The 18,615-nt window shown below is 38.9% G+C and carries 20 protein-coding genes and 2 pseudogenes; 9 read left to right on the forward strand and 13 right to left on the reverse strand.

The genetic code is table 11. From position 1 onward, the window contains the following. The first annotated feature begins 2 nt into the window (after positions 1-2). The gene (locus IC572_RS02635; protein WP_187854975.1) at positions 3-1,364 is read left to right on the forward strand and encodes an N-acetylmuramoyl-L-alanine amidase family protein; all 1,362 of its coding nucleotides are present in this window, start codon (positions 3-5) and stop codon (positions 1,362-1,364) included. A gap of 18 nt (positions 1,365-1,382) precedes the next feature. Beyond that, the gene (locus IC572_RS02640) at positions 1,383-2,120 is read left to right on the forward strand and encodes a hypothetical protein (RefSeq protein ID WP_187854976.1); all 738 of its coding nucleotides are present in this window, start codon (positions 1,383-1,385) and stop codon (positions 2,118-2,120) included. 94 nt (positions 2,121-2,214) lie between these two features. Here IC572_RS02640 and flhB read toward each other — a convergent pair whose 3' ends face one another. Beyond that, positions 2,215-3,291, reverse strand: coding sequence for a flagellar biosynthesis protein FlhB (gene flhB / locus IC572_RS02645; RefSeq protein WP_187854977.1), 1,077 nt, complete (start codon positions 3,289-3,291; stop codon positions 2,215-2,217). Further along, entirely contained in the window at positions 3,284-3,889 is a 606-nt protein-coding gene (gene mobA, locus IC572_RS02650) for a molybdenum cofactor guanylyltransferase MobA (protein WP_187854978.1), read from the reverse strand. The genes flhB and mobA overlap by 8 nt, the downstream gene beginning before the upstream one ends. An 86-nt stretch (positions 3,890-3,975) precedes the next feature. Here mobA and moaA point away from each other — a divergent pair, with 86 nt between their 5' ends. The 5 genes and pseudogenes from moaA to IC572_RS02680 all read left to right on the forward strand — a co-directional run bounded on the left by moaA (position 3,976) and on the right by IC572_RS02680 (position 7,301). Beyond that, positions 3,976-4,941: a GTP 3',8-cyclase MoaA gene (gene moaA, locus IC572_RS02655; protein WP_187854979.1), complete on the forward strand. Its 966-nt coding sequence runs from the start codon at positions 3,976-3,978 to the stop codon at positions 4,939-4,941. Between the two features lie 443 nt (positions 4,942-5,384). Beyond that, positions 5,385-5,630, forward strand: a pseudogene (locus IC572_RS07985) (hypothetical protein); the annotation flags it as partial. A gap of 10 nt (positions 5,631-5,640) precedes the next feature. Beyond that, positions 5,641-5,949, forward strand: coding sequence for a hypothetical protein (locus IC572_RS02665; protein ID WP_097720036.1), 309 nt, complete (start codon positions 5,641-5,643; stop codon positions 5,947-5,949). Positions 5,950-6,093: 144 nt separating this feature from the next. Beyond that, positions 6,094-6,920: pseudogene (locus IC572_RS07720) on the forward strand (sortase). A 60-nt stretch (positions 6,921-6,980) separates the two neighbouring features. Then, positions 6,981-7,301 (forward strand): YkgJ family cysteine cluster protein, encoded by a 321-nt coding sequence (locus IC572_RS02680; RefSeq protein WP_187854980.1) that lies wholly within the window; start codon positions 6,981-6,983, stop codon positions 7,299-7,301. Between the two features lie 8 nt (positions 7,302-7,309). On the opposite strand, the gene ftsY is transcribed toward IC572_RS02680, so the two are convergent. Both ftsY and IC572_RS02690 read right to left on the reverse strand, forming a co-directional pair. Then, positions 7,310-8,188, reverse strand: coding sequence for a signal recognition particle-docking protein FtsY (gene ftsY / locus IC572_RS02685; protein ID WP_187854981.1), 879 nt, complete (start codon positions 8,186-8,188; stop codon positions 7,310-7,312). 6 nt (positions 8,189-8,194) lie between these two features. Then, positions 8,195-8,752 (reverse strand): hypothetical protein, encoded by a 558-nt coding sequence (locus tag IC572_RS02690; RefSeq protein ID WP_187854982.1) that lies wholly within the window; start codon positions 8,750-8,752, stop codon positions 8,195-8,197. Between the two features lie 97 nt (positions 8,753-8,849). Here IC572_RS02690 and IC572_RS02695 point away from each other — a divergent pair, with 97 nt between their 5' ends. Continuing rightward, positions 8,850-9,518, forward strand: coding sequence for a 5-formyltetrahydrofolate cyclo-ligase (locus IC572_RS02695; RefSeq protein WP_187855028.1), 669 nt, complete (start codon positions 8,850-8,852; stop codon positions 9,516-9,518). Further along, complete coding sequence (gene rny / locus IC572_RS02700; RefSeq protein WP_232263321.1) at positions 9,496-11,007, forward strand: ribonuclease Y; 1,512 nt, start codon at positions 9,496-9,498, stop codon at positions 11,005-11,007. Before IC572_RS02695 ends, rny begins: the two co-directional genes overlap by 23 nt. Here the strand turns inward: rny and IC572_RS02705 are convergent, their stop codons facing one another. From IC572_RS02705 to IC572_RS02745, 9 genes are all read right to left on the reverse strand, one after another. Further along, positions 11,008-12,324, reverse strand: a complete 1,317-nt coding sequence (locus IC572_RS02705) for an MATE family efflux transporter (protein ID WP_332246566.1) — start codon at positions 12,322-12,324, stop codon at positions 11,008-11,010. Then, the gene (locus IC572_RS02710; RefSeq protein WP_187854984.1) at positions 12,324-13,637 is read right to left on the reverse strand and encodes a Na+/H+ antiporter family protein; all 1,314 of its coding nucleotides are present in this window, start codon (positions 13,635-13,637) and stop codon (positions 12,324-12,326) included. Before IC572_RS02710 ends, IC572_RS02705 begins: the two co-directional genes overlap by 1 nt. A 126-nt stretch (positions 13,638-13,763) precedes the next feature. Continuing rightward, positions 13,764-14,642: a carbon-nitrogen hydrolase gene (locus IC572_RS02715; RefSeq protein ID WP_000638536.1), complete on the reverse strand. Its 879-nt coding sequence runs from the start codon at positions 14,640-14,642 to the stop codon at positions 13,764-13,766. A 3-nt stretch (positions 14,643-14,645) separates the two neighbouring features. Then, complete coding sequence (locus IC572_RS02720) at positions 14,646-14,792, reverse strand: hypothetical protein (RefSeq protein ID WP_000656207.1); 147 nt, start codon at positions 14,790-14,792, stop codon at positions 14,646-14,648. Between the two features lie 25 nt (positions 14,793-14,817). Next, positions 14,818-15,477, reverse strand: a complete 660-nt coding sequence (locus IC572_RS02725) for a tRNA threonylcarbamoyladenosine dehydratase (RefSeq protein WP_187854985.1) — start codon at positions 15,475-15,477, stop codon at positions 14,818-14,820. 52 nt (positions 15,478-15,529) lie between these two features. Continuing rightward, positions 15,530-15,769, reverse strand: a complete 240-nt coding sequence (locus IC572_RS02730; RefSeq protein WP_187854986.1) for a hypothetical protein — start codon at positions 15,767-15,769, stop codon at positions 15,530-15,532. Next, positions 15,756-16,136, reverse strand: a complete 381-nt coding sequence (gene fliS, locus IC572_RS02735; protein ID WP_001199081.1) for a flagellar export chaperone FliS — start codon at positions 16,134-16,136, stop codon at positions 15,756-15,758. The genes IC572_RS02730 and fliS overlap by 14 nt, the downstream gene beginning before the upstream one ends. A gap of 41 nt (positions 16,137-16,177) precedes the next feature. Beyond that, on the reverse strand, positions 16,178-18,235 hold the full coding sequence (gene fliD, locus IC572_RS02740; RefSeq protein WP_187854987.1) for a flagellar filament capping protein FliD: 2,058 nt from the start codon (positions 18,233-18,235) through the stop codon (positions 16,178-16,180). Between the two features lie 16 nt (positions 18,236-18,251). Beyond that, positions 18,252-18,611 carry a FlaG family protein gene (locus IC572_RS02745; protein ID WP_001876599.1) on the reverse strand — a complete coding sequence of 120 codons (360 nt, stop codon included), beginning with the start codon at positions 18,609-18,611 and terminating at the stop codon, positions 18,252-18,254. Positions 18,612-18,615: the final 4 nt, after the last annotated feature.

The raw sequence follows: 18,615 nt of genomic DNA on the forward strand, positions 1-18,615 counted from the left end.
TAGTGCTTGTGAGATTAGGGGTTGTTGCATGTCTTTTTTGGTTGCATTTTGCTTATGCTACAACCCTTAAAATTACCAACATTGTGCCTTTTGGTTCTAGCAGCGTTAAAATTTTGTTCAATCAAGAAGTTAAAAAATTCAAAGAAGTTCCGCTCAAAAATTTCAAGAGCTATTTGGAATTAGAAGCCGTTTTAACCATTCCTAAAAAGCATTACCAATTTTCCAAGCAATCTTTCATCACGATCGCGCAATTCAGCCCTAAATTAGCGCGAGTGGTTATCGGCTACGCTCCTAAGATGACTTATGAGATTAAAATCCTTAAAGACAAACTCTATGTTTCTATCGTGGAGAAAAAGCCCTTAGTTAGGCATCAAATGGTGTTAAAACCACCCAAACACCATGCACTCAAACACACAACGCCAAAACCTGCCCCTAAATCTATTAAAAAAGAGACTAAAAAGTCTAAAGAGACCAAAGAAAAAACGCCAACTAAGCATGCACGCTCAAAACATGCGCATCCTCCATTGAACGAAAGGAGCGCTAAAAAAGAAATTCTTAAAAAAGAAATTCTTAAAAAAGAAATTCTTAAAAAAGAAATTCTTAAAAAAGAAGCAGAAAATGAGAGTAAGAACCAAGTTTTTATAACAGAAAAAAATGACGCTTTCATCAAAACCAAACGCAAAAAACACAAAAAAATCGTTTTAGACGCCGGGCATGGGGGGAAAGATTGCGGGGCGATGAGCGCGAATTTGGTGTGTGAAAAAGACATTGTTTTAGAAGTGGTGAAGTTTTTACACAAAGAGCTTAAAAAAAGAGGCTATAGCGTTTTATTGACAAGGGATAAGGATATTTATATTGATTTAGTGGTTCGCACGGAATTAGCCAATAAAAAAAGCGCGGATTTATTCATCTCAGTGCATGCCAATTCCATCCCTAAACACTCCACCTCTAACGCTCATGGCATAGAAACTTATTTTTTATCCACCGCAAGGAGCGAAAGGGCTAGGAAAGTGGCTGAGCAAGAAAATAAAGACGATGTGAATTTGATGGATTATTTTTCTAAAAGTTTGTTTTTAAATTCATTGAACACGCAGCGATTGATTGTCTCTAACAAACTAGCGATTGACGTGCAATACGGCATGCTCCAAAGCATCCGCAAAAATTACCCTGATGTGGTGGATGGTGGCGTGAGAGAGGGGCCTTTTTGGGTGTTAGCCGGGGCTTTAATGCCTTCAATTTTAATAGAAATTGGTTATAATTCCCATGCGATAGAATCTAAACGCATCCAAAGCAAACCGTATCAAAAAATCTTGGCTAAGGGCATTGCTGATGGCATTGATAGTTTCTTCAGCAAGAATGATTAGGCAATGATTAGGTTGTAGATGAATTTTTATCAAAAAATATACACGCATAAAGTCGTTTTTTCTTCATTGTTTTTTTTGTTATTTTTGTTCAATGTGGAAACTTTGTTGTTTTCGCATTTCAGCGATGATTTTTCCCAATTGTTTTTTTTGTTTGAAAACCATGTTTATGATTTCATTGTCAAATTAGATTACTTGGGGCTAATAGGCGTTTCTTTGATTTATCTGCTTGTGCTTATTCTAAAGCCTTTCACCCTCACGCGCCAAAAATGCGCTTGCGTAGGGATCTTATGCCTTTCTTTCTACGCTTGGAATTTTCCTGTTAAACATTCTTTAATCGTGCTTTATCTTTTCTATTTTGCGCTGTTAGCGACTTTATTGTGGCGTTTTTTAGGGGCTAGCATGAAGCAATCTTTCTTGCCCTCTATGAATATTTGCATCGTGTGGGTTTTTGCTTCTTCTTTACAGAGTTTTAGGTTTTTAAGTGTGTCTGATTGCGTGGATTTTTCCCTTTTTATACTCGCTCTTATTTTATTGATACTGGTTTTAATCTACCACAAACGCCTTTTTGGGTTGTATGAATACGCTAACACGCTTATTTTGATCGTGGGGCTTGGCGTGGTGGTGCTATGCTCTAGCATGTTCATTCAAACTAAAGAATATTATGGCATGCGATTGGGTTTTTATTTTTTAGGCTTGTTAGGGTGGCTTTTAGAATATGTGCATAACACTTTAAGGCGTTTGGAGCATAAGATTTAAAGGCTTAGTTCTCATTCAATAGGGATAGCTAAAGTTTTTTGAGTGTCTTTGATTGAGTGTCTTTTTAGGGCTTAAAAGCGGGTTTACAAAAATCTTAAAGAGGTTTAATGATCTTTTGTTTTTGGCGTTCTTGCTCTAATTTAGCCACTTGAGCAAAGACTATCGCTACCGCTTCAAACAATTCTTCTGGTATGGCGGCGTTTAATTTCACATCCCTATAAAGCTCTCTAGCGAGCGTTTTATTTTCTATAATTTCTATATCATGCTCTCTGGCGATGCCCTTAATCCTAATGGCTAAATAATCCGTGCCTTTAGCCACCACCACAGGCACAGGGTGTTCTTCATCAAATTTGAGAGCGACGGCGTAATGGGTGGGGTTAGTAACCACGACATTAGCTTTAGGGATTTCTTGCATCATTTTATTCGTGGCGTTTTTTACCATCATCTGGCGGATTTTGGCTTTGATTTCTGGGTTTCCTTCTTGCTGTTTGTATTCGTCTTTAACTTCTTGTTTAGTCATTTTTAAAGAGTTAGTGTATTGGCGGTGCTTGATCACTAAATCTATAAAAGCCAAGACAAAAAATAAAAATAAAAGCGAAGAAATGAGTAATAACGCCTTGCTTTTAAACCACAATAACTGGCCTTGCAAATTCAAAAGAGCCGCATGGTTTAATTCCCCTAAAAACAAGGAAAAGATGAAAAACCCCAGGAAAAAAGCTAAAAAAACTTTTAAAGTGATCAAACTCCCATCAAGGAGCTTTTTTAAAGAAAAAAGGTTTTTGACGCCATTGATAGGGTTGATTTTAGAAAATTTAGGCTCAATGACTTTGGGGGCAAAGAGCCAGCCAAATTGCAAAACATTAGACAAAAACGCCACCACCATTAAAATGATTAAAATGGGTAAAAGCAATAAAAAAGTGTCTTTGGCTAGTTGGTTAAACAGCTCTTGAACGCTTTCTTTGCTAAAATCTAGGGAAAAATCTTTCAACACATGGCGATACATCTCGCTAAAACCATCCACCCACCATATAAAAAAAATAAAAATACTCACTAGCCCAGCCAATAACCCTAAAACCCCCACCACTTCCATGCTTTTAGGCACATTGCCTTCTTCTCTGGCTTTTTGGATTTTTTTCGCGCTAGGGAGTTCGGTTTTTTCTTCTTCAGCCATTGGCCCTCTCTTTTAAAATTTGAACGGCTAATTCATAGTCTTTTAGGGTGTTGAGGTTTAAAAATTCTTCTTCTTGATTAAAATTGATAGCGACAGAAGAGGTATTTTTGATAAGATCGCTCAAGCGATAATTTTGCATTTTAAGGGCGTAATTAAGAGCGTTAAGGGTATTTTGATGCCACAAAGAAATCAAATAATGTTCTTTTGTAGGGCTTTTAGCATAGACTACGCTAAAATTTTGAATCCCACAAAGAGCCTTGATGCTCTCAAAGGACACTAAAGGCGTATCTATAGGGATAAAAAAAATATAAGGGGTTTGTAGCGTTAAAAAAGCGTTATGAATGCCAAAAAGGGGTGAAAAAAGGCCGCTTTCTCTTTCTAAAAGGTAGGGAGCGTTTAATTCGTAAGATTTTTTAGCGCTGATAATGACTTGTTTGAAAAGTTCTAAAAGGCGCGAGTATTGGTATTCTAAAAGGCTAGAATACGATTTTAAAGGCATGAGAGCCTTATTGATTTGAATATTATTGATGGTGAAACGAGAGCTTTTGCCCCCAGCTAATAAAACGCAAGGAATGTTATCAATGATAGGGTTTTTCAAAAGTTCTATCCATTTTGATGTTGTTAAGTCATTGTTTTATTATGTTACACTAAAAGCTTAAATAAAGGGCATAAGGGATAAAGGGAGTGTTAGTAGATAGTTTTAATAGGGTTATTGATTATATTAGAGTTTCTGTAACCAAACAATGCAATTTCAGGTGTCAGTATTGCATGCCTGCTACGCCATTAGATTTTTTTGATGGTGAAGAATTGTTGCCTTTGGATAATGTTTTAGAATTTCTTAAAATTGCCATTGATGAGGGCGTTAAAAAAATTAGAATCACGGGTGGGGAGCCGCTATTACGCAAGGGTTTAGACGAATTTATCGCTAAACTGCACGCTTACAATAAGGAAGTAGCGTTAGTTTTAAGCACTAATGGTTTTTTACTCAAAAAGATGGCTAAGGATTTAAAAAATGCCGGGTTATCACGGGTGAATGTTTCATTAGATTCTTTAAAAAGCGATAGGGTTTTAAAAATCTCTCAAAAAGACGCTCTTAAAAACACGCTAGAAGGGATTGAAGAGTCCTTGAAAGCGGGTTTAAAACTCAAATTAAACACGGTTGTGATGAAAAGCGTTAATGATGATGAAATCTTAGAACTTTTAGAATACGCAAAAAACAGAAGCATACAAATCCGCTACATTGAATTTATGGAAAACACGCATGCTAAAAGTTTGGTTAAAGGCTTGAAAGAGGAAGAAATTTTAGATCTGATCGCTCAAAAATACAAAATAATGGAGACAGAAAAATCCAAACAAGGTTCTTCTAAAATCTACACGCTAGAAAATGGCTATCAATTTGGCATTATCGCTCCGCATAGCGATGATTTTTGCCAATCTTGCAATCGTATCCGCTTGGCTTCTGATGGAAAGATTTGCCCATGTTTATACTATCAAGACGCCATAGACGCTAAAGAGGCGATCATCAATAAAGATACAAAAATGATGAAAAGGCTTTTAAAACAATCTATCATCAATAAACCAGAAAAAAACATGTGGAATGATAAAAACAGCAAAACTCCCACAAGGGCGTTTTACTACACAGGGGGGTAGGGAAAATATTTATTATTTTAAACCTTTTTATTAAAAATAAGGCGGTTTGTTTAGGATTTTTGGTTATAGTGGCTAGGATCAAACAATAAGGAGTGTCTTTATGGAAAAAGTCCTAGCGTTTTTTATTTCCGGCTTTTTTAGTTTCCGGTCTTTCGTGGGGGGGGTTATATAAGCCTACCCTAAACCTTTTAAAATCCCCAAAATCCCTTGCTTTTTTTAAATCTCACCTATTAACACCGCTAAAGAGAGGGTAATTCATGTTAGAAAACATGCAAAATATTTCGTTACAAAGCTCTCATGAAGCAGGGGTGGATATTACAGAGAGCAAAATGCTTATAAAATTTGCACCATTATTATTGATGAATTTATATGAATATGTTGGAAATGGCAAGGATTCCAAAGAAGCGTTCGATCAAGCCATGAAGGATGCAAAGGATGTGGTGCTTATCAAGCTGTTAGAGGTGTATCAAAATCAATTTAAGGAGGTGTTTGAGCGATATTTTCATGAAACTACCAAGTTTTTCAATCAGAGTTTTGACGAGCTTTGGAGAGCAAGTTATACAGGGGATGCAGATTTAGGTATAGGAATCAATAACAAGATCCAAGAAAGACTAGGTCAAAAGCCCTTGTTTAATAATACCCAAGAATTTTTGGAACTCATGAATAATGGTGGAAAAATAGAAATTTAAAGGAGAAATCATGGAAGAACAAAAAGATATGGGTCAAAATGTGATCTTAACCAAAGTGCTGAAGTCGTTAGAAAGTGGTGGTTCTTTCAGTCAAAGAGATCGTGAGAAATTCGTGCAAGCCGCTAGAACGCATGGGATTGAAGATGGCGTTATTGAAGAAATTATTGATATTGGTCAAACGCTCAGCCTTATCTACCGCCATGAAGATCTTATTGATGCAAGCGATTTATCAAGAGAACAAAAGAAAGCCGTGTTATCTGAGCTTCAAAAAAGCATTGATGAAAATCTAGAAGCTTTAAGAAATATCATAAACACATAAAGGATAAAACATGCCATTGCCATTTATTATAGCAGCTGGAGTGGCCCTAGCGGCAGCAGGATACGGAGTTAAAAAAAAGTTGATGCAGACATTCTCAGCGAAGAGACCAATGAATATATTAAGTATATCAATGAAGGCAATGATTTGCTAGAGGAAGCAGAAGAAGTTATTAAAGCTGTGGCTTCTGATTGCGAGTTTGCTCTTGCGAGATTTGAAGAGAAAAAGTGCTATATTAGAAATCAAGTAATTTCAGAATTTTCGCATCATTTTAATCAATTAAAAGGATTTGAACTTAGCAACAAAAAAGATAGCATGGAAAATATCCAACTCTCTGTGTGTCAGATACACTAAAAATTATTGATAAAAATCTCAAGATGAGTTCTTTTGATACCTTTGGTGTTGTTGGAAATGCTGTGGGAAATTTCTCTGTGGGATTTGGTTTGGCTACTGGAGGTATAGTTGGAAGTATGGGGCTTTTAGCCGGACCCGCACTCGCTATTTTTGGAGCTTTGAGAGCCGCTGAAATGGAAGAAAAGCTAGAAAATGCTAAGGCTCGCTACGAAGAGATCAGAGTGAGATTTGAGGAAGCGGTTGTGATGATTGATCAGTTTCAAGCTATTGAAAAAATGGCGATGTATTTCACTAGGCAGATCACAAAATTTGACGCACTGTTTTTCTCGCTTTCTCAAGAGGCCATCGCTACGATGAAAAAGCATCACTACGATACCTCTCGTTACAATCAAAAAGAAAAAGATCAGTTCTGCGTTACCGTTTCAACGCTCTCTAGTTTGAGCGCTTTTTGAAAGTGCCTATCATGGACAAACACCAAAAGCTCAATGAAAGAGCAAAAAACGCGCTCATTCTCATGCGAGATCAGACGGATAGCCTAGAAAATGGGAATTATAGCTTGCGTGATATTAGTTTTAGGCAGGCACGGCTTGAAAGATCTAAGAGACGATAAGACTTCTTAGGACTATAGAGCTTTAAAAGAGGAAAAAAGGGCATGAAATAGAGGGTATAAAGAAGCGAGCATGGAAGAATCCAAAAAGCGAACAACTCCTGATCGTTTCCCTTGCACCTCTTGCGGGCTGTGCTGTAAAAATATCACTGGGATTATTGAGCTTATTGGGTTTGATGCTGGCAATGGGGTGTGCAAATTTTTGGATTCAGAAACCAATTTGTGCAAGATTTATGAATCGCGCCCGTTAATTTGCAGGGTTGATGAAGTGCACAAAAAGCTTTATTCCCACATCCCGCTTAAGGAGTTTTATGCCAAAAACGCAGAGGTTTGTAACGCTTTGCAAGAAGCAAACCATATGGATAAGAGCTTTAGGGTTATTCTTAAGAAATAATTTAGAATTTATTGCTCCACAAACACCGCATCAACCAAATCCTCTATAAAGCGTTCTTCATCAAAAGCGATCAAATCGTCTTCTTTTTCGCCCATTCCTAAATAAAGAATGGGTAATTTCAACTCATACAGCACGCTTAAAATCGCTCCGCCTTTAGAAGTGCCATCAAGCTTAGTCATAATCACGCCGTCTAGCGCCAAAGTCTCATGGAAAATTTTGGCTTGCGTTAGCCCAGAACTCCCTTGCGTGCCGTCTAAAATAAGGAATTTGTAAAAGGGGGCGTCTTTTAAAACTTTAGAGCAAGTGCGTGCGATTTTAGAAAGCTCGTTTTTAAGGTTGGTCTGGTTGTGTAACCTCCCAGCGGTATCTATAAAAACTTCATCTATATTTTTAGCGATCGCGCTTTCTATGGTGTTGTAAGCTAAAGAGCTTGGATCGCTCCCTTCTTTGGCGCTAATGACTTGAATGTTAAGTTTTTCGCCCCATAATTGCAGCTGTTTGACTGCGGCCGCTCTAAAGGTATCGCCTGCCCCAAGAAGCGCTTTTTTATGCTGTTTTAAAGAAAGCTTGGCTAATTTAGCGATCGTTGTGGTTTTACCCGCCCCATTAACCCCCACAATCAAATGCACTAAGGGTTTTGTGGTGATGGTCTTTAGGCGGGTTTTATCATAATAGCTTTCCCCACGCACAAAACGCAACAAAGCGACTTCTAATTGCTTGGGCGTAATTAAATCGCCTAAATGCTGTAACAAGCTCTCTATCAAATCGTATTGGATGTCAAAGCCAATCAAAATTTCTTCTAATTCCTCTTTAGGAATATGTTCACGCTTTTTTTCTTTCTCTTCGCCCTTAATTTTATTGACAATTTTTTTGAAAAAATTAAACATGGTTTTTTAATCCTTTAAATTGGAAATATCAAATTGGAGCATTTCTATTGGCACGATCCCTTGATACATTTTGATCAATTGGTGTTTGTGATATAAGAGCATGCTAAAAGAATGGTTTAAAGCGTTATGGTTTAAATGATCAAAAAGAGCGGTATCTTTAGGGTTTAAAATCATCAAATCAGCTTGAGAACGCGCACTAAAGTCTTTGATTGCATCGCTTGAATAGGGTTTATTGAGTAAAATAAGCACCCTCAAACGATCTTTAAAAGTTTTTTTTAAGATGTTAAAGGTGGGGGCGTAATCTTTTAAAAAATCGTCTAAAGCGCTTAAAACTAATAGGGTAGGGGTGTTAGGATCCGGGCTGATGTTTAGGGAATCTAAATCGCCTGTGATCGTGTATTCTTGGTTATTCAAATCCATAGCGGTGTAGGTTTTAGGGCTATCTTGTTGGGTGGTATTGTTTTGAGAATCTTGAGATTTTTGGGAATTTTTACAAGCGCTAAAACCCAACAAAACGATCAAAACCAGTGCGATAAAACGCAAAAAATAAGCCTTAATTCTCATTATAAACACATCCTTAAGAATAATAAAATGGTAACTAATAACCTAAAATTATACTATAATGTAAGTCTAAAATTTAAGGATTATAACCATTAAAACGATTTTTAGAGATTTTTGTAAAGAACGCTTGAAAAGGGCTAAAGCAAAAAATAAAGTCAGGGATAAATTGGCTTGCAAGCTTTTGTTTTGGAAACTCAAAGATTATCAAAATATTTTATTGTATAGCCCGTTAGGGCATGAGCTTGACATTAGGCCTTTGATTTTTAGGTTAAGACAAAAAAATAAGCACGTGTGGTTGCCTAAAAGCATTAAAAAAGGTGCTCATTTTTCTAAAGAGGGTTTTACTATCGCACCCTTTAGGTTGCCCTTAAGGCGTTTGGGGTGGTTTGATGAGCCGAGTTTGTCGCGCCATTATAAGCGGGAATTAGATTGCATTGTCGTGCCGATTTTAGGAATGGATACAAGCTTTAGGCGCGTGGGTTTTGGGCTAGGCATGTATGATAGGAGTTTGCCCCAATTATTCAAAAGGCGACTAAAACGCCCCTTAATCGTGTTTGTGAGTAGGGAGTTAGCGCTAGCTAATGGTGTTCTCACAAACGCCTATGACATTGAAGCGGATCTTTACATGAATGCTCGTATCGTTATGAAGAATAATAGAAGGAAACATTATGAGCAGCGGGTTAATTTATATTTCATTAGAAGTCTTGGTAGCGTGTTTGATTACCGCTCTAGTCATGTATTATGTGATGAAAAAGATCTATTACGCTAGAGGGCAAGCCGCTTTAAAAAGCGCTTCAGCTAAAGCCAAATTAATGGAGTTTCAAGCGAAATCTTTCGTGGAAGCTGAAGAGATGCGCATGAAAAGCCAAGAATACAAGTTGCAACAGCAATATGAAAACAAGAATTTGCAACTCCAAACCCATTTTGACAAAAAAGAAGCGCATTTGAAGCATTTAGAAGCGCAACACAAAGAATTTGTAAGAGATGAAAAACGCTATTTAGAAAAGGAAAAAAAAGAGCTTGAAAAAGAACGCCAAATTTTAGAACAAGAAAAAGAAAATTTCAAAAAACAGCGCGCTGTTTGTAAAGAAGCTCAAGCCAAAGCGCTAGACGCGATGCTCAATTACATGGCTTACACTAAAGATGAAATTAAAAACATGATCTTGGAGCAGTTAGAAGAAGAATTGGAAGCCCAAAAAAGCGCGTTAATCAGGCGTTATGAAAAAGAAGCCAAAGAAGAGGGCAAGAAAAAATCGTATGCCATTTTAGCGGAAGCGACAGCCCGTTTTGCGGGTAATTATGCGACAGAGAATTTAACAAGCCGTATCGCTTTGCCTTGCTCAGATTATATCGGTCGTGTGATAGGCAAAGACGGGAAAAATATTGAAGCGTTTAAAAAAGTCAGCGGGGTGGATATAGAATTTAGCGAAGACAGCAGCGAATTGTGTTTGTCCAGTTTCAATCTTTATCGGCGTGAAGTAGCGAGCGAGACGCTTAAAATTTTAATAGAAGATGGCCGTATCCAGCCTAACAGGATTGAAGAGGTTTATCATAGAGTCGCGCGCAACCTGGAAAAAGAATTGCTTTCTGAAGGGGAGAGCGTGGTGTTAGAATTGGAGCTTGGGGTTATGGAAGATGAGCTTAAAATTTTAATAGGCAAAATGCGTTATCGCTCTAGTTTTGGGCAAAACGCCTTACAGCATTCTAAAGAAGTCGCTCTTTTAGCCGGCTTGATTGCAGAACAGCTTGGGGGGGATAAAAAGCTCGCCAGAAGAGCGGGTATTTTGCATGATATTGGTAAAGCGCTCACCCAAGAGCTTGGGAGAGACCATGTGAATTTAGGCGTTGAGGTGTGCAAGCGCCATAAAGAAGACCCGGTTGTGATCAATGCGATTTATGCCCACCATGGGCATGAAGAGATCATGAGCGTGGAGTGTGCGAGCGTGTGCGCGGCTGATGCGCTTTCAGCAGGGCGTCCTGGGGCTAGAAGAAAGAGCGATGAAGAATACGCTAAACGCATGCAAGCTTTAGAAGAGATCGCACTAGAATTTGATGGGGTGGAAAAGGCGTATGCGATGGAGAGCGGGCGAGAATTAAGAGTGATTGTCAAATCCAACCAAGTCAGGGACAATCAAGTGCCTATTATTGCCAGAAAGATCGCTAAAAAGATAGAAGAGAGCGCTCAGTATGTGGGTGAAGTGGGCGTGCAAGTGGTGCGAGAAAATCGTTTCAAAACGACCGCTACGCTCAAGCAATAATCAAGCCTTTTTCCCGCACCTTTTCCATATGCCTTTAGAAAAAACTTTATAGTAGATGAATGAGCGCAAAAAAGTTTCTGATGCGATCACTACAAAAATAAATTCCACCTTAAAATGATGAATTAAAAGCAAGTAAATAGGCATGATCCTTAACCCCCATAAGCTTAGGGTGTTAATGTATAGTGAGACTTTAGAAATGCCAGCCCCTCTAAAAACTCCATCTAGCACAAAATACCCAATCAAGGGGGCTTGAGAGAGGCCCACAGCGATCAAATAAGATCGCGCCACTTCCAAAACTTCTCCATCTTGAGAAAAAAGGCTCACAAATTCTTTAGCGAATAAGACTAAAATAACCCCTAAAACCCCCATTAAACCCATAGAAATTTTTAAAATCAAATGCGCGTATTCTGTGGCGATCTTTGGCTTGTTCGCCCCTAAATTTTGCCCTGTTAAAACCATCGCTGCGATCATAAACCCAAATCCGGGCATGAACGAAAAGGTTTCCACCCTGATGCCTATTTGCATGCCCGCTAACACCTTATCCCCATAGCTCGCTACAAATTTGGATAAGAGGATTAAAGAAAATAAGCTCAATAAGCGCTCAAACCCGGCCGGCCAACCCACTCTAAACATGGTTTTTAAAAAAGAAAAATGAAAGGTTATTTTGAATTTTAAAGGGATTTTTTTGATTTGTATCCAAACGCCAAGCGCGAGTAATTCCAAATAAGAGACAACCACATTCGCTAAAGCAGAGCCTACAATCCCCATTTCTTTAAAACCAAAATCCCCAAAAATCAAGGCTTGATTCAAAAAAATGCATGCGATGACCATGATGATTTTAACAATAAAGGGGGTTAGGGTGTCTGAAAAGCTAGCGAGCGCTGAAACTAAAACATTTTTTAAAAAAATACTCGGTAGCGCGATAACTAAGACTTCTAAATAATCTTGCGTCAATTGGCGTGAAAGATCTTGTAATTGCATCCAATTTAAAAAAGGCTCAATCAAAAAATAAGAAGCAAACAGCACGCCCAAACAGATCACAAACGCCCCTATGAAAATACTGGAAAAAGCGTGATTGATTTGAGCAAAATCCCTAGATCCCACAAGCCTAGACAGAATGGCGTTAGTGCCGGTGTATAAAATCGTATTGATGCCATAAAAAAGCATCAAAAATTGCAAACCCACCCCTAAAGCCACAATGTGATGGTGCGAAATCTTACCCACAAAAAAAACCGAGAGAGCGACTACCAGCACATCTAAAAAAGCATTAACCCCAGAGGGTAAGGCTAAAGAAAAGATTTTCTTAACTTGATAGATTAGCCTAATAGTAACGCTCCAGCAACGCCAAAAACAATCAAAGGGAGGTTATAGACTAAAAAAGTCGGCACGCATGTGTCATAGATATGATTGTGTTGGTTGTCTGCGTTAAGCCCGCAAGTAGGCCCCATGGTGCTATCGCTAGCTGGTGAGCCTGCATCGCCTAAGGCTGCGGCTATGCCGATGAGTAAAATCGTAGATTCTATGCTAAAACCTAATTTCGCGCATAAAGGGACATAAAACACAGCAATGATAGGGATAGTGCCAAAAGAAGTCCCTATCCCCATAGTGATAAAAAGCCCTACAACAAGCATTAAAAAAGCCCCTAAAAACTTCCCTTGGATTATGCTTGTGATCGCATTCACTAAGCCCTCTATCGCATGCACTTTTTGCAACACTTCTCCAAACCCGCTAGCCACTAACATCACAAAAGCGATAAACGCCATCATTTTTACGCTATCGTCCATTAAAGAGTCTGTTTCTTTAAACTTAATGCCACGGCCTAGTAAGATAATCGCTAACGCTAAAAAGGCGGCTAAAGGCATCGAATCGGTGGCCAATTGGATCACAAACGCCACAATAATCCCTATAAAAGTCAAGTAGTCATGGTAGTTTAATTGAAGCGAAGCGTAATCTTCTATATCAAAAGATTTTTCTTTGTAGCGCCTGGGTTTTTTGTATAGCGTTAATACCGCTAAAAATAGCCCAACAACCATCGCTAACCCTGCTATCCACATCACTCCTGTGATTTGCGCTATGGTGGTGCTAACGCCATTAGCTTTTAATTGCTCTAAAATGGTGGTTTGAAAAATTAAGCCAAACCCTACAGGAAGCACCAAGTAGGGGGCTTGCAAGCCAAAGGTTAAAGCGCAAGCGACCGCTCTTCTATCCAATTCTAACCGGTTCATCAAATGCAAAAGAGGGGGGATTAAAATAGGGATAAAAGCGATATGCACTGGCACTAAATTTTGCGAAAAGCATGCGATGAAAGCGATCAAAAAGCAAAAAGTGGATCGCTTGTAATCCATTAAGCCTATCAGCTTACTCAAAGCGACTTTAATGAGATTGCTTTTAGCGATCGCTACCGCCAAAGCCCCTAAAAGGATGTAGCTTAAAGCGATGTTTAAATTGCCTTTCATGCCGTCTATCATTACATTAAAACTCTCTGTGATTCCAAGCCCTCCCATAAGCCCTGCTATGAGAGTCGCGCTAATCATAGAAAGCATGACATTGAGCCTTAAAAGGCTAAGAACGCACATGCAAATGATAGCCACAAAGGCAGGATTGCTCCATACAGAGCTATTTTCTAGCATTTTTGCTCCTTGTTAAAATGAAAATACCGCACAAAAATGATAGAACTTTTGCGCTTGTTTAGCGCAAAAAATTACACCTACCATGTTCAATCCTTTCTAACCTTAAATTTTAAACTGATTGACTGATTAAATATAGCGTTTCAACAAATCGTTATAAAAATCAATGCGCCTGTCTCTTAAAAACGGCCACATTCGGCGCACTTCTTCGGTGCGTTCTAAATCAATTTCCGCATACAAAATTTCTTCTTTATCGCTCGCTTTAGCCAAAAATTCGCCTAAAGCCCCTACCACAAAACTAGAGCCAAAAAAAGTAATGCCCCCCTTAATCGCGCCGCTAGGATCTAATTCTACGCCCACTCTGTTAGTCGCAATCAAAGGCAAGCCATTAGCGATCGCATGCCCTCTTTGGATAGTCTCCCATGCGTTTTGCTGACGCTTTTTTTCTTCGTTAGAATCTTCTTCTAAAAACCCTATCGCACTAGGATAGATTAAAATTTCTGCTCCTTTTAAAGCCATGATCCTTGCTGCTTCAGGATACCACTGATCCCAGCACACCATAAGCCCTAATTTACCCACGCTTGTAACAATAGGCTCAAAGCCCAAATCCCCCGGCGTGAAATAAAATTTTTCATAAAACCCCGGGTCATCAGGAATGTGCATTTTGCGATACACTCCAGCGATTGAGCCATCTTTTTCAAACACAACCGCACTGTTGTGATACAACCCTTTAGCACGCTTTTCAAATAAAGAAGCGATAAGCACCACTTGAAATTTTTGAGCTAAAGCGCTAAAAAAAGCCTTATCTTCTTCAAAATATTCGCCCAAATCAAAAAATTTAGGGTTTTCGCTCTGGCAAAAATAACTATAAGGGTTCAATTCTTGCAACACCACTAAATTGGTCTTAGGGTGTTTTTTTAGCGCTTGTTCAAGCAGGTTGGCTGTATGCTCTATGGTTTTTTTTCTAGAGCCGCAATAAGCATGCTGGAGAACGCCTGCATAAATCATTTTTCACTCTTCTTCATAATCAGAGTTATAGTCTTCATAATCGTCATCATCATAGACATTCTTATAATCATTATACTCTTCATCTTCTTCTTCAAAGCCCTCTAATTCTTCTTCTTCAAAATCTTCCAATTCGTCTTCGTAATCTTTCATTCCACTTCCTTTCATTGTTAATATCTTATTTGATAATGTCTTGCACGACTTCACTCGCTATTTGCAAACCAAAACTCGCCGTAACCGCATTAAAACTTCCAAGCTCTATGCAATGCGGGACTTCAGGGCTAAAAACCACTTTAAAATCCCCTTTAAAACGGCGTTTTTTTAAAAAATCCCTAAATTTACGCCCGAATTTATCGCCATAGCTTTCCCACACGCTCCCCACTTTAATGTGTTTAGGATTCAAACGCTTCGCGCTCCCCATAGAGCTGATAAACTTCCCGTAAGCGAAATTCTGGCATTTTATTGCTAAGCTTGTTTTAATGGGCAAATCGTCCATGCAATCTAAAATGTAATCATAATCTCTAAAATTAAATGAATTTAAAAACGCTTCATCTATACGCAAGTTCAAAGCTTGAATGCCCTTATATAGATCTTGCAACACCAACACTTTAGATTCTCCTATCCTTTCTGAGCCAATCTGGCGGTTTTGATTGGTAACATCAAACACGTCTTTATCAATGATAGTGATTTGCCCTATCCCCACACGATACAAAGCGTCTAGTGCAAAGCCCCCAACGCCCCCAACGCCACAGATTAAAACCCTTTGTTGGCGGATTTTTTCAAAATCGTTTTTAAACAACCACCTTATGCGCGTGAATCTATCTATGGGTTCAGACAACCTTTAGCCTTCAATAAAAATAGTGCTTTTATTGTATCGTAGTTTAAAAAATCTAAGACAAAAATTTTTGAATCTTCTTAGCCTTATGCATTTGTGATTGCAGTTCTTCTTTTTCTTTTTCCAATAGTTCAATGCTTTGGGCTATCATCTCCTTAAGGCTTAAAAGCGCATCTAAATCCAAGCTTTTTATTTGTTCTAAAGAAAGGCGTTCTATCAATGAAAAGGCTTGCTTAGAATCTTTTTTAATGAGAGCGATTTTAAAGGAATCTAATAACATGTCAGGCGAGTTCATCTGAATGGATTTCCCTCCAAGCTTCTAACAACCCCCTAGCCACATTCAACACCAAATCAATCTTACTCGCATCATTTTCCACATTGGCTTGCGTTAAAACTTTGATTTGATGGGTGTATAAGCCTGTAAGATACACCGCCACTTCCCCCCCTTTTTCATAATCTAAAATATTCAACAATTCCGTGAAAATATCCGTAACCCTATTAATATAATAAATCTTTTTTTCAATGTCTTCATTTTCAATACAGCGTTTGGCTTGCGAGGAAAATCTCAAAATCCCTTCATAAAGCATTTCAATGAGTTTTGCTGGGGATTCCACACTCACTCGGTTATGCTGGTAGGCTTGATAAGCGTTAGCGTATTGCATAATGTTCCTTTATCCTTTAAAATTGATAACTCTCTGTTTTTTTAATTCTTTTTAGCCGCCGCTTGATCGATCATCATTTGCACGGAATTGAATTTTTGATTGGCTTTAGAAATTTGGCTGTCATAAGCCGCAAAGCGCTCCGCCATGATGTTGTAGCGGGTTTTTAAAAGCTCTTGAGCGTTTTCTTTGTCTTTGGTCAGGCTTTTAGCGTCTCTGTCTAGGGAATCTTCATAAATTTTTAATTTAGCGTTCCCTCCATCTATGAGATTGGCGATAACTTGATTGAATTTAGAAAAAATGCCCTCTTGGTGGATTTCTCTGCCCCCCATATCCTTGCTATCGCTCCCATAAAAAAAGTCTTGAGTCGCTTTAGGGTTAGAATTTAAGGCACTACTCAATTTAGCTTCATCTAAACTCATCACGCCCTTATCGTCTAAACTAAGCCCGTATTTCATCAAGCTTTCTACCCCATTATCCGTATGCACACTATAAGAAAACACATTATTAAGAGAAGATCGAATCGCGCGAATATCGCCCACGCCGTTAAAAATCCCAGCGATTTTAGTGTCAGCGTCATAACGAGTGTCTTCATCTAATTTAGGGATAAGCTCATTATAAGCTTTGACAAATTCTTTAAGGCTGTCTATAATGGCTTGATTGTCTCTGCTCACGCTGATAATGGCAGGCTTATTAGGCTCTGTGGTTTGCTCTAAAGTGATATTAACCCCGCTAATCACATCATTGATCTCATTAGTGGGGCGTGTGATGCTCACCCCATTATAAGTGAATTCTGAATCGCTCGCTTTTTGCAAATTCTTAGACATAAAAAGCGTGTCTTGTGAGGCTTCATAAGATTGCACCATGCCAGCGCTCAAACCCAAATCCTTCAAACTGGCCTTGCCTAAAGCGTCTTCGCCCTTAATGGTGAGCATTCCGGTTTTAGAATTGATCACAAGCTTGCCTTCGGCGTTTTTAAACGCACTCAAGCCTTCTTTAGCGTTGATCGCTTGAATGATAGCGTCTGTATTTTCTTCGCTGGTGTTGCCCTCTTTGGTTAAGGCTTTTAAATCCAGTTTTTGGCCATTCAAGCTAATTACCCCTTCTAATTTACCCTCTTTTATGGTGCGAGAGCTTTTTAATAAATCGCTTTCTTGGGTGGCGGTTTGCAAAAACCCAAGCTCTTTAGCCTTACTCCCTTTAATTTCAATGTTTCCCCCACGCCTGTCATTAATGATTAAAGATTCCCCCCCATGAAGAGTGTCTATGGAAATATCCCCATTAGCGATCAAGTCTTTAAAATTAGGGTCGTTTTCTAAAGCCTGCTCCATAGCCTTTTGGATCGCTGCGTTTTTTTGTTTGATAGAAGCGCTTTCAGGGAGTTCTAACATGATAGGGACTTCATGCATGTTCCCATCAGCCCCCTTTAAATTCAAACTCAATTCGCTTTTCCCAGCTCCATCAAGCCCTAAAGAAAGGGCGTTTTTATTAGTGAGCGTGGATTGGAGGTGTGAGCCAAAATAGACTCGGTTGTCTTCGCCGGTGTTTTTGGTATTCACCATTAATTGGTAGGGGTCATTCCCTCCTGTTTTCATCACAATGCCCATCACTTCGCCATTGGTAGCGTCTGTGATGCTTTGAGCCACATCGCCTAAAGTCATTCCTGCTTTAATATCAACGGCGTAGTCCTTGTTTTGCGTGTAAAATTTGAGCGTGGTATCCACTTGGCTAAAAACATCATCTCTTGAAGAAAATTTCGCCCCTAGTTCGTTAATATCGCCTTGCGCTAAATTTTGCACATCCACTTTAATATCCTGAATAGGCACGCCAGCCCCCACGCTCGCGCTCAACGCATCGCCTGTAACATTGCTTTTTCGGCTGATATAAGTGGAATAATCTGAAAGCGTTTTAACCGGACCTTTTAGAGATGAAAGGAGTGTTTTAATTTCTACAAGGGCTTTTTGTTTTTCAACATTTTGCTCCATTTTCTTGTCTAAGGGGGCGATTAACGCTTTTTCATCGGCGTCCTTAAGCTTGTCAATCACATCGTAATTCAAAACCTTACTGCCAAGCCCTAATGAGCTTAATGAACCTATTGCCATGTTTTACCTCTAATGTTTAGCCTCTCTTATCAAAGATAATGCCTATCACATCGCGCATTCTTTGCATAAGCTCCACGGCTTCTTTAGAGGGTATTTCTCTTATCACCTTATCCCCATTAGCGTCTTTGACTGAAACCACTAACCCTTTGATCGTATCGTTATAACTAAAATTAATATCCGTGCCGATGCGTTTCATTTCTTCATTCAGACGCTCGCTCAATAATTCTAGCTTGGGTTTGTATTGATCAGGGTCTATCGTTGTTTTAGATTCATCAATAGTGTTTATAGTGTTTGTGCGACTGATCTCTTTTGTGGGGGTTGTTTGAACGCTTGCATGAGATGCGGGAATCCCAATCCCTTGAACTTCATTGACCATAAAA

Source organism: Helicobacter pylori (assembly GCF_014496485.1).
In the GTDB taxonomy this organism is placed as follows: domain Bacteria; phylum Campylobacterota; class Campylobacteria; order Campylobacterales; family Helicobacteraceae; genus Helicobacter; species Helicobacter pylori_DD.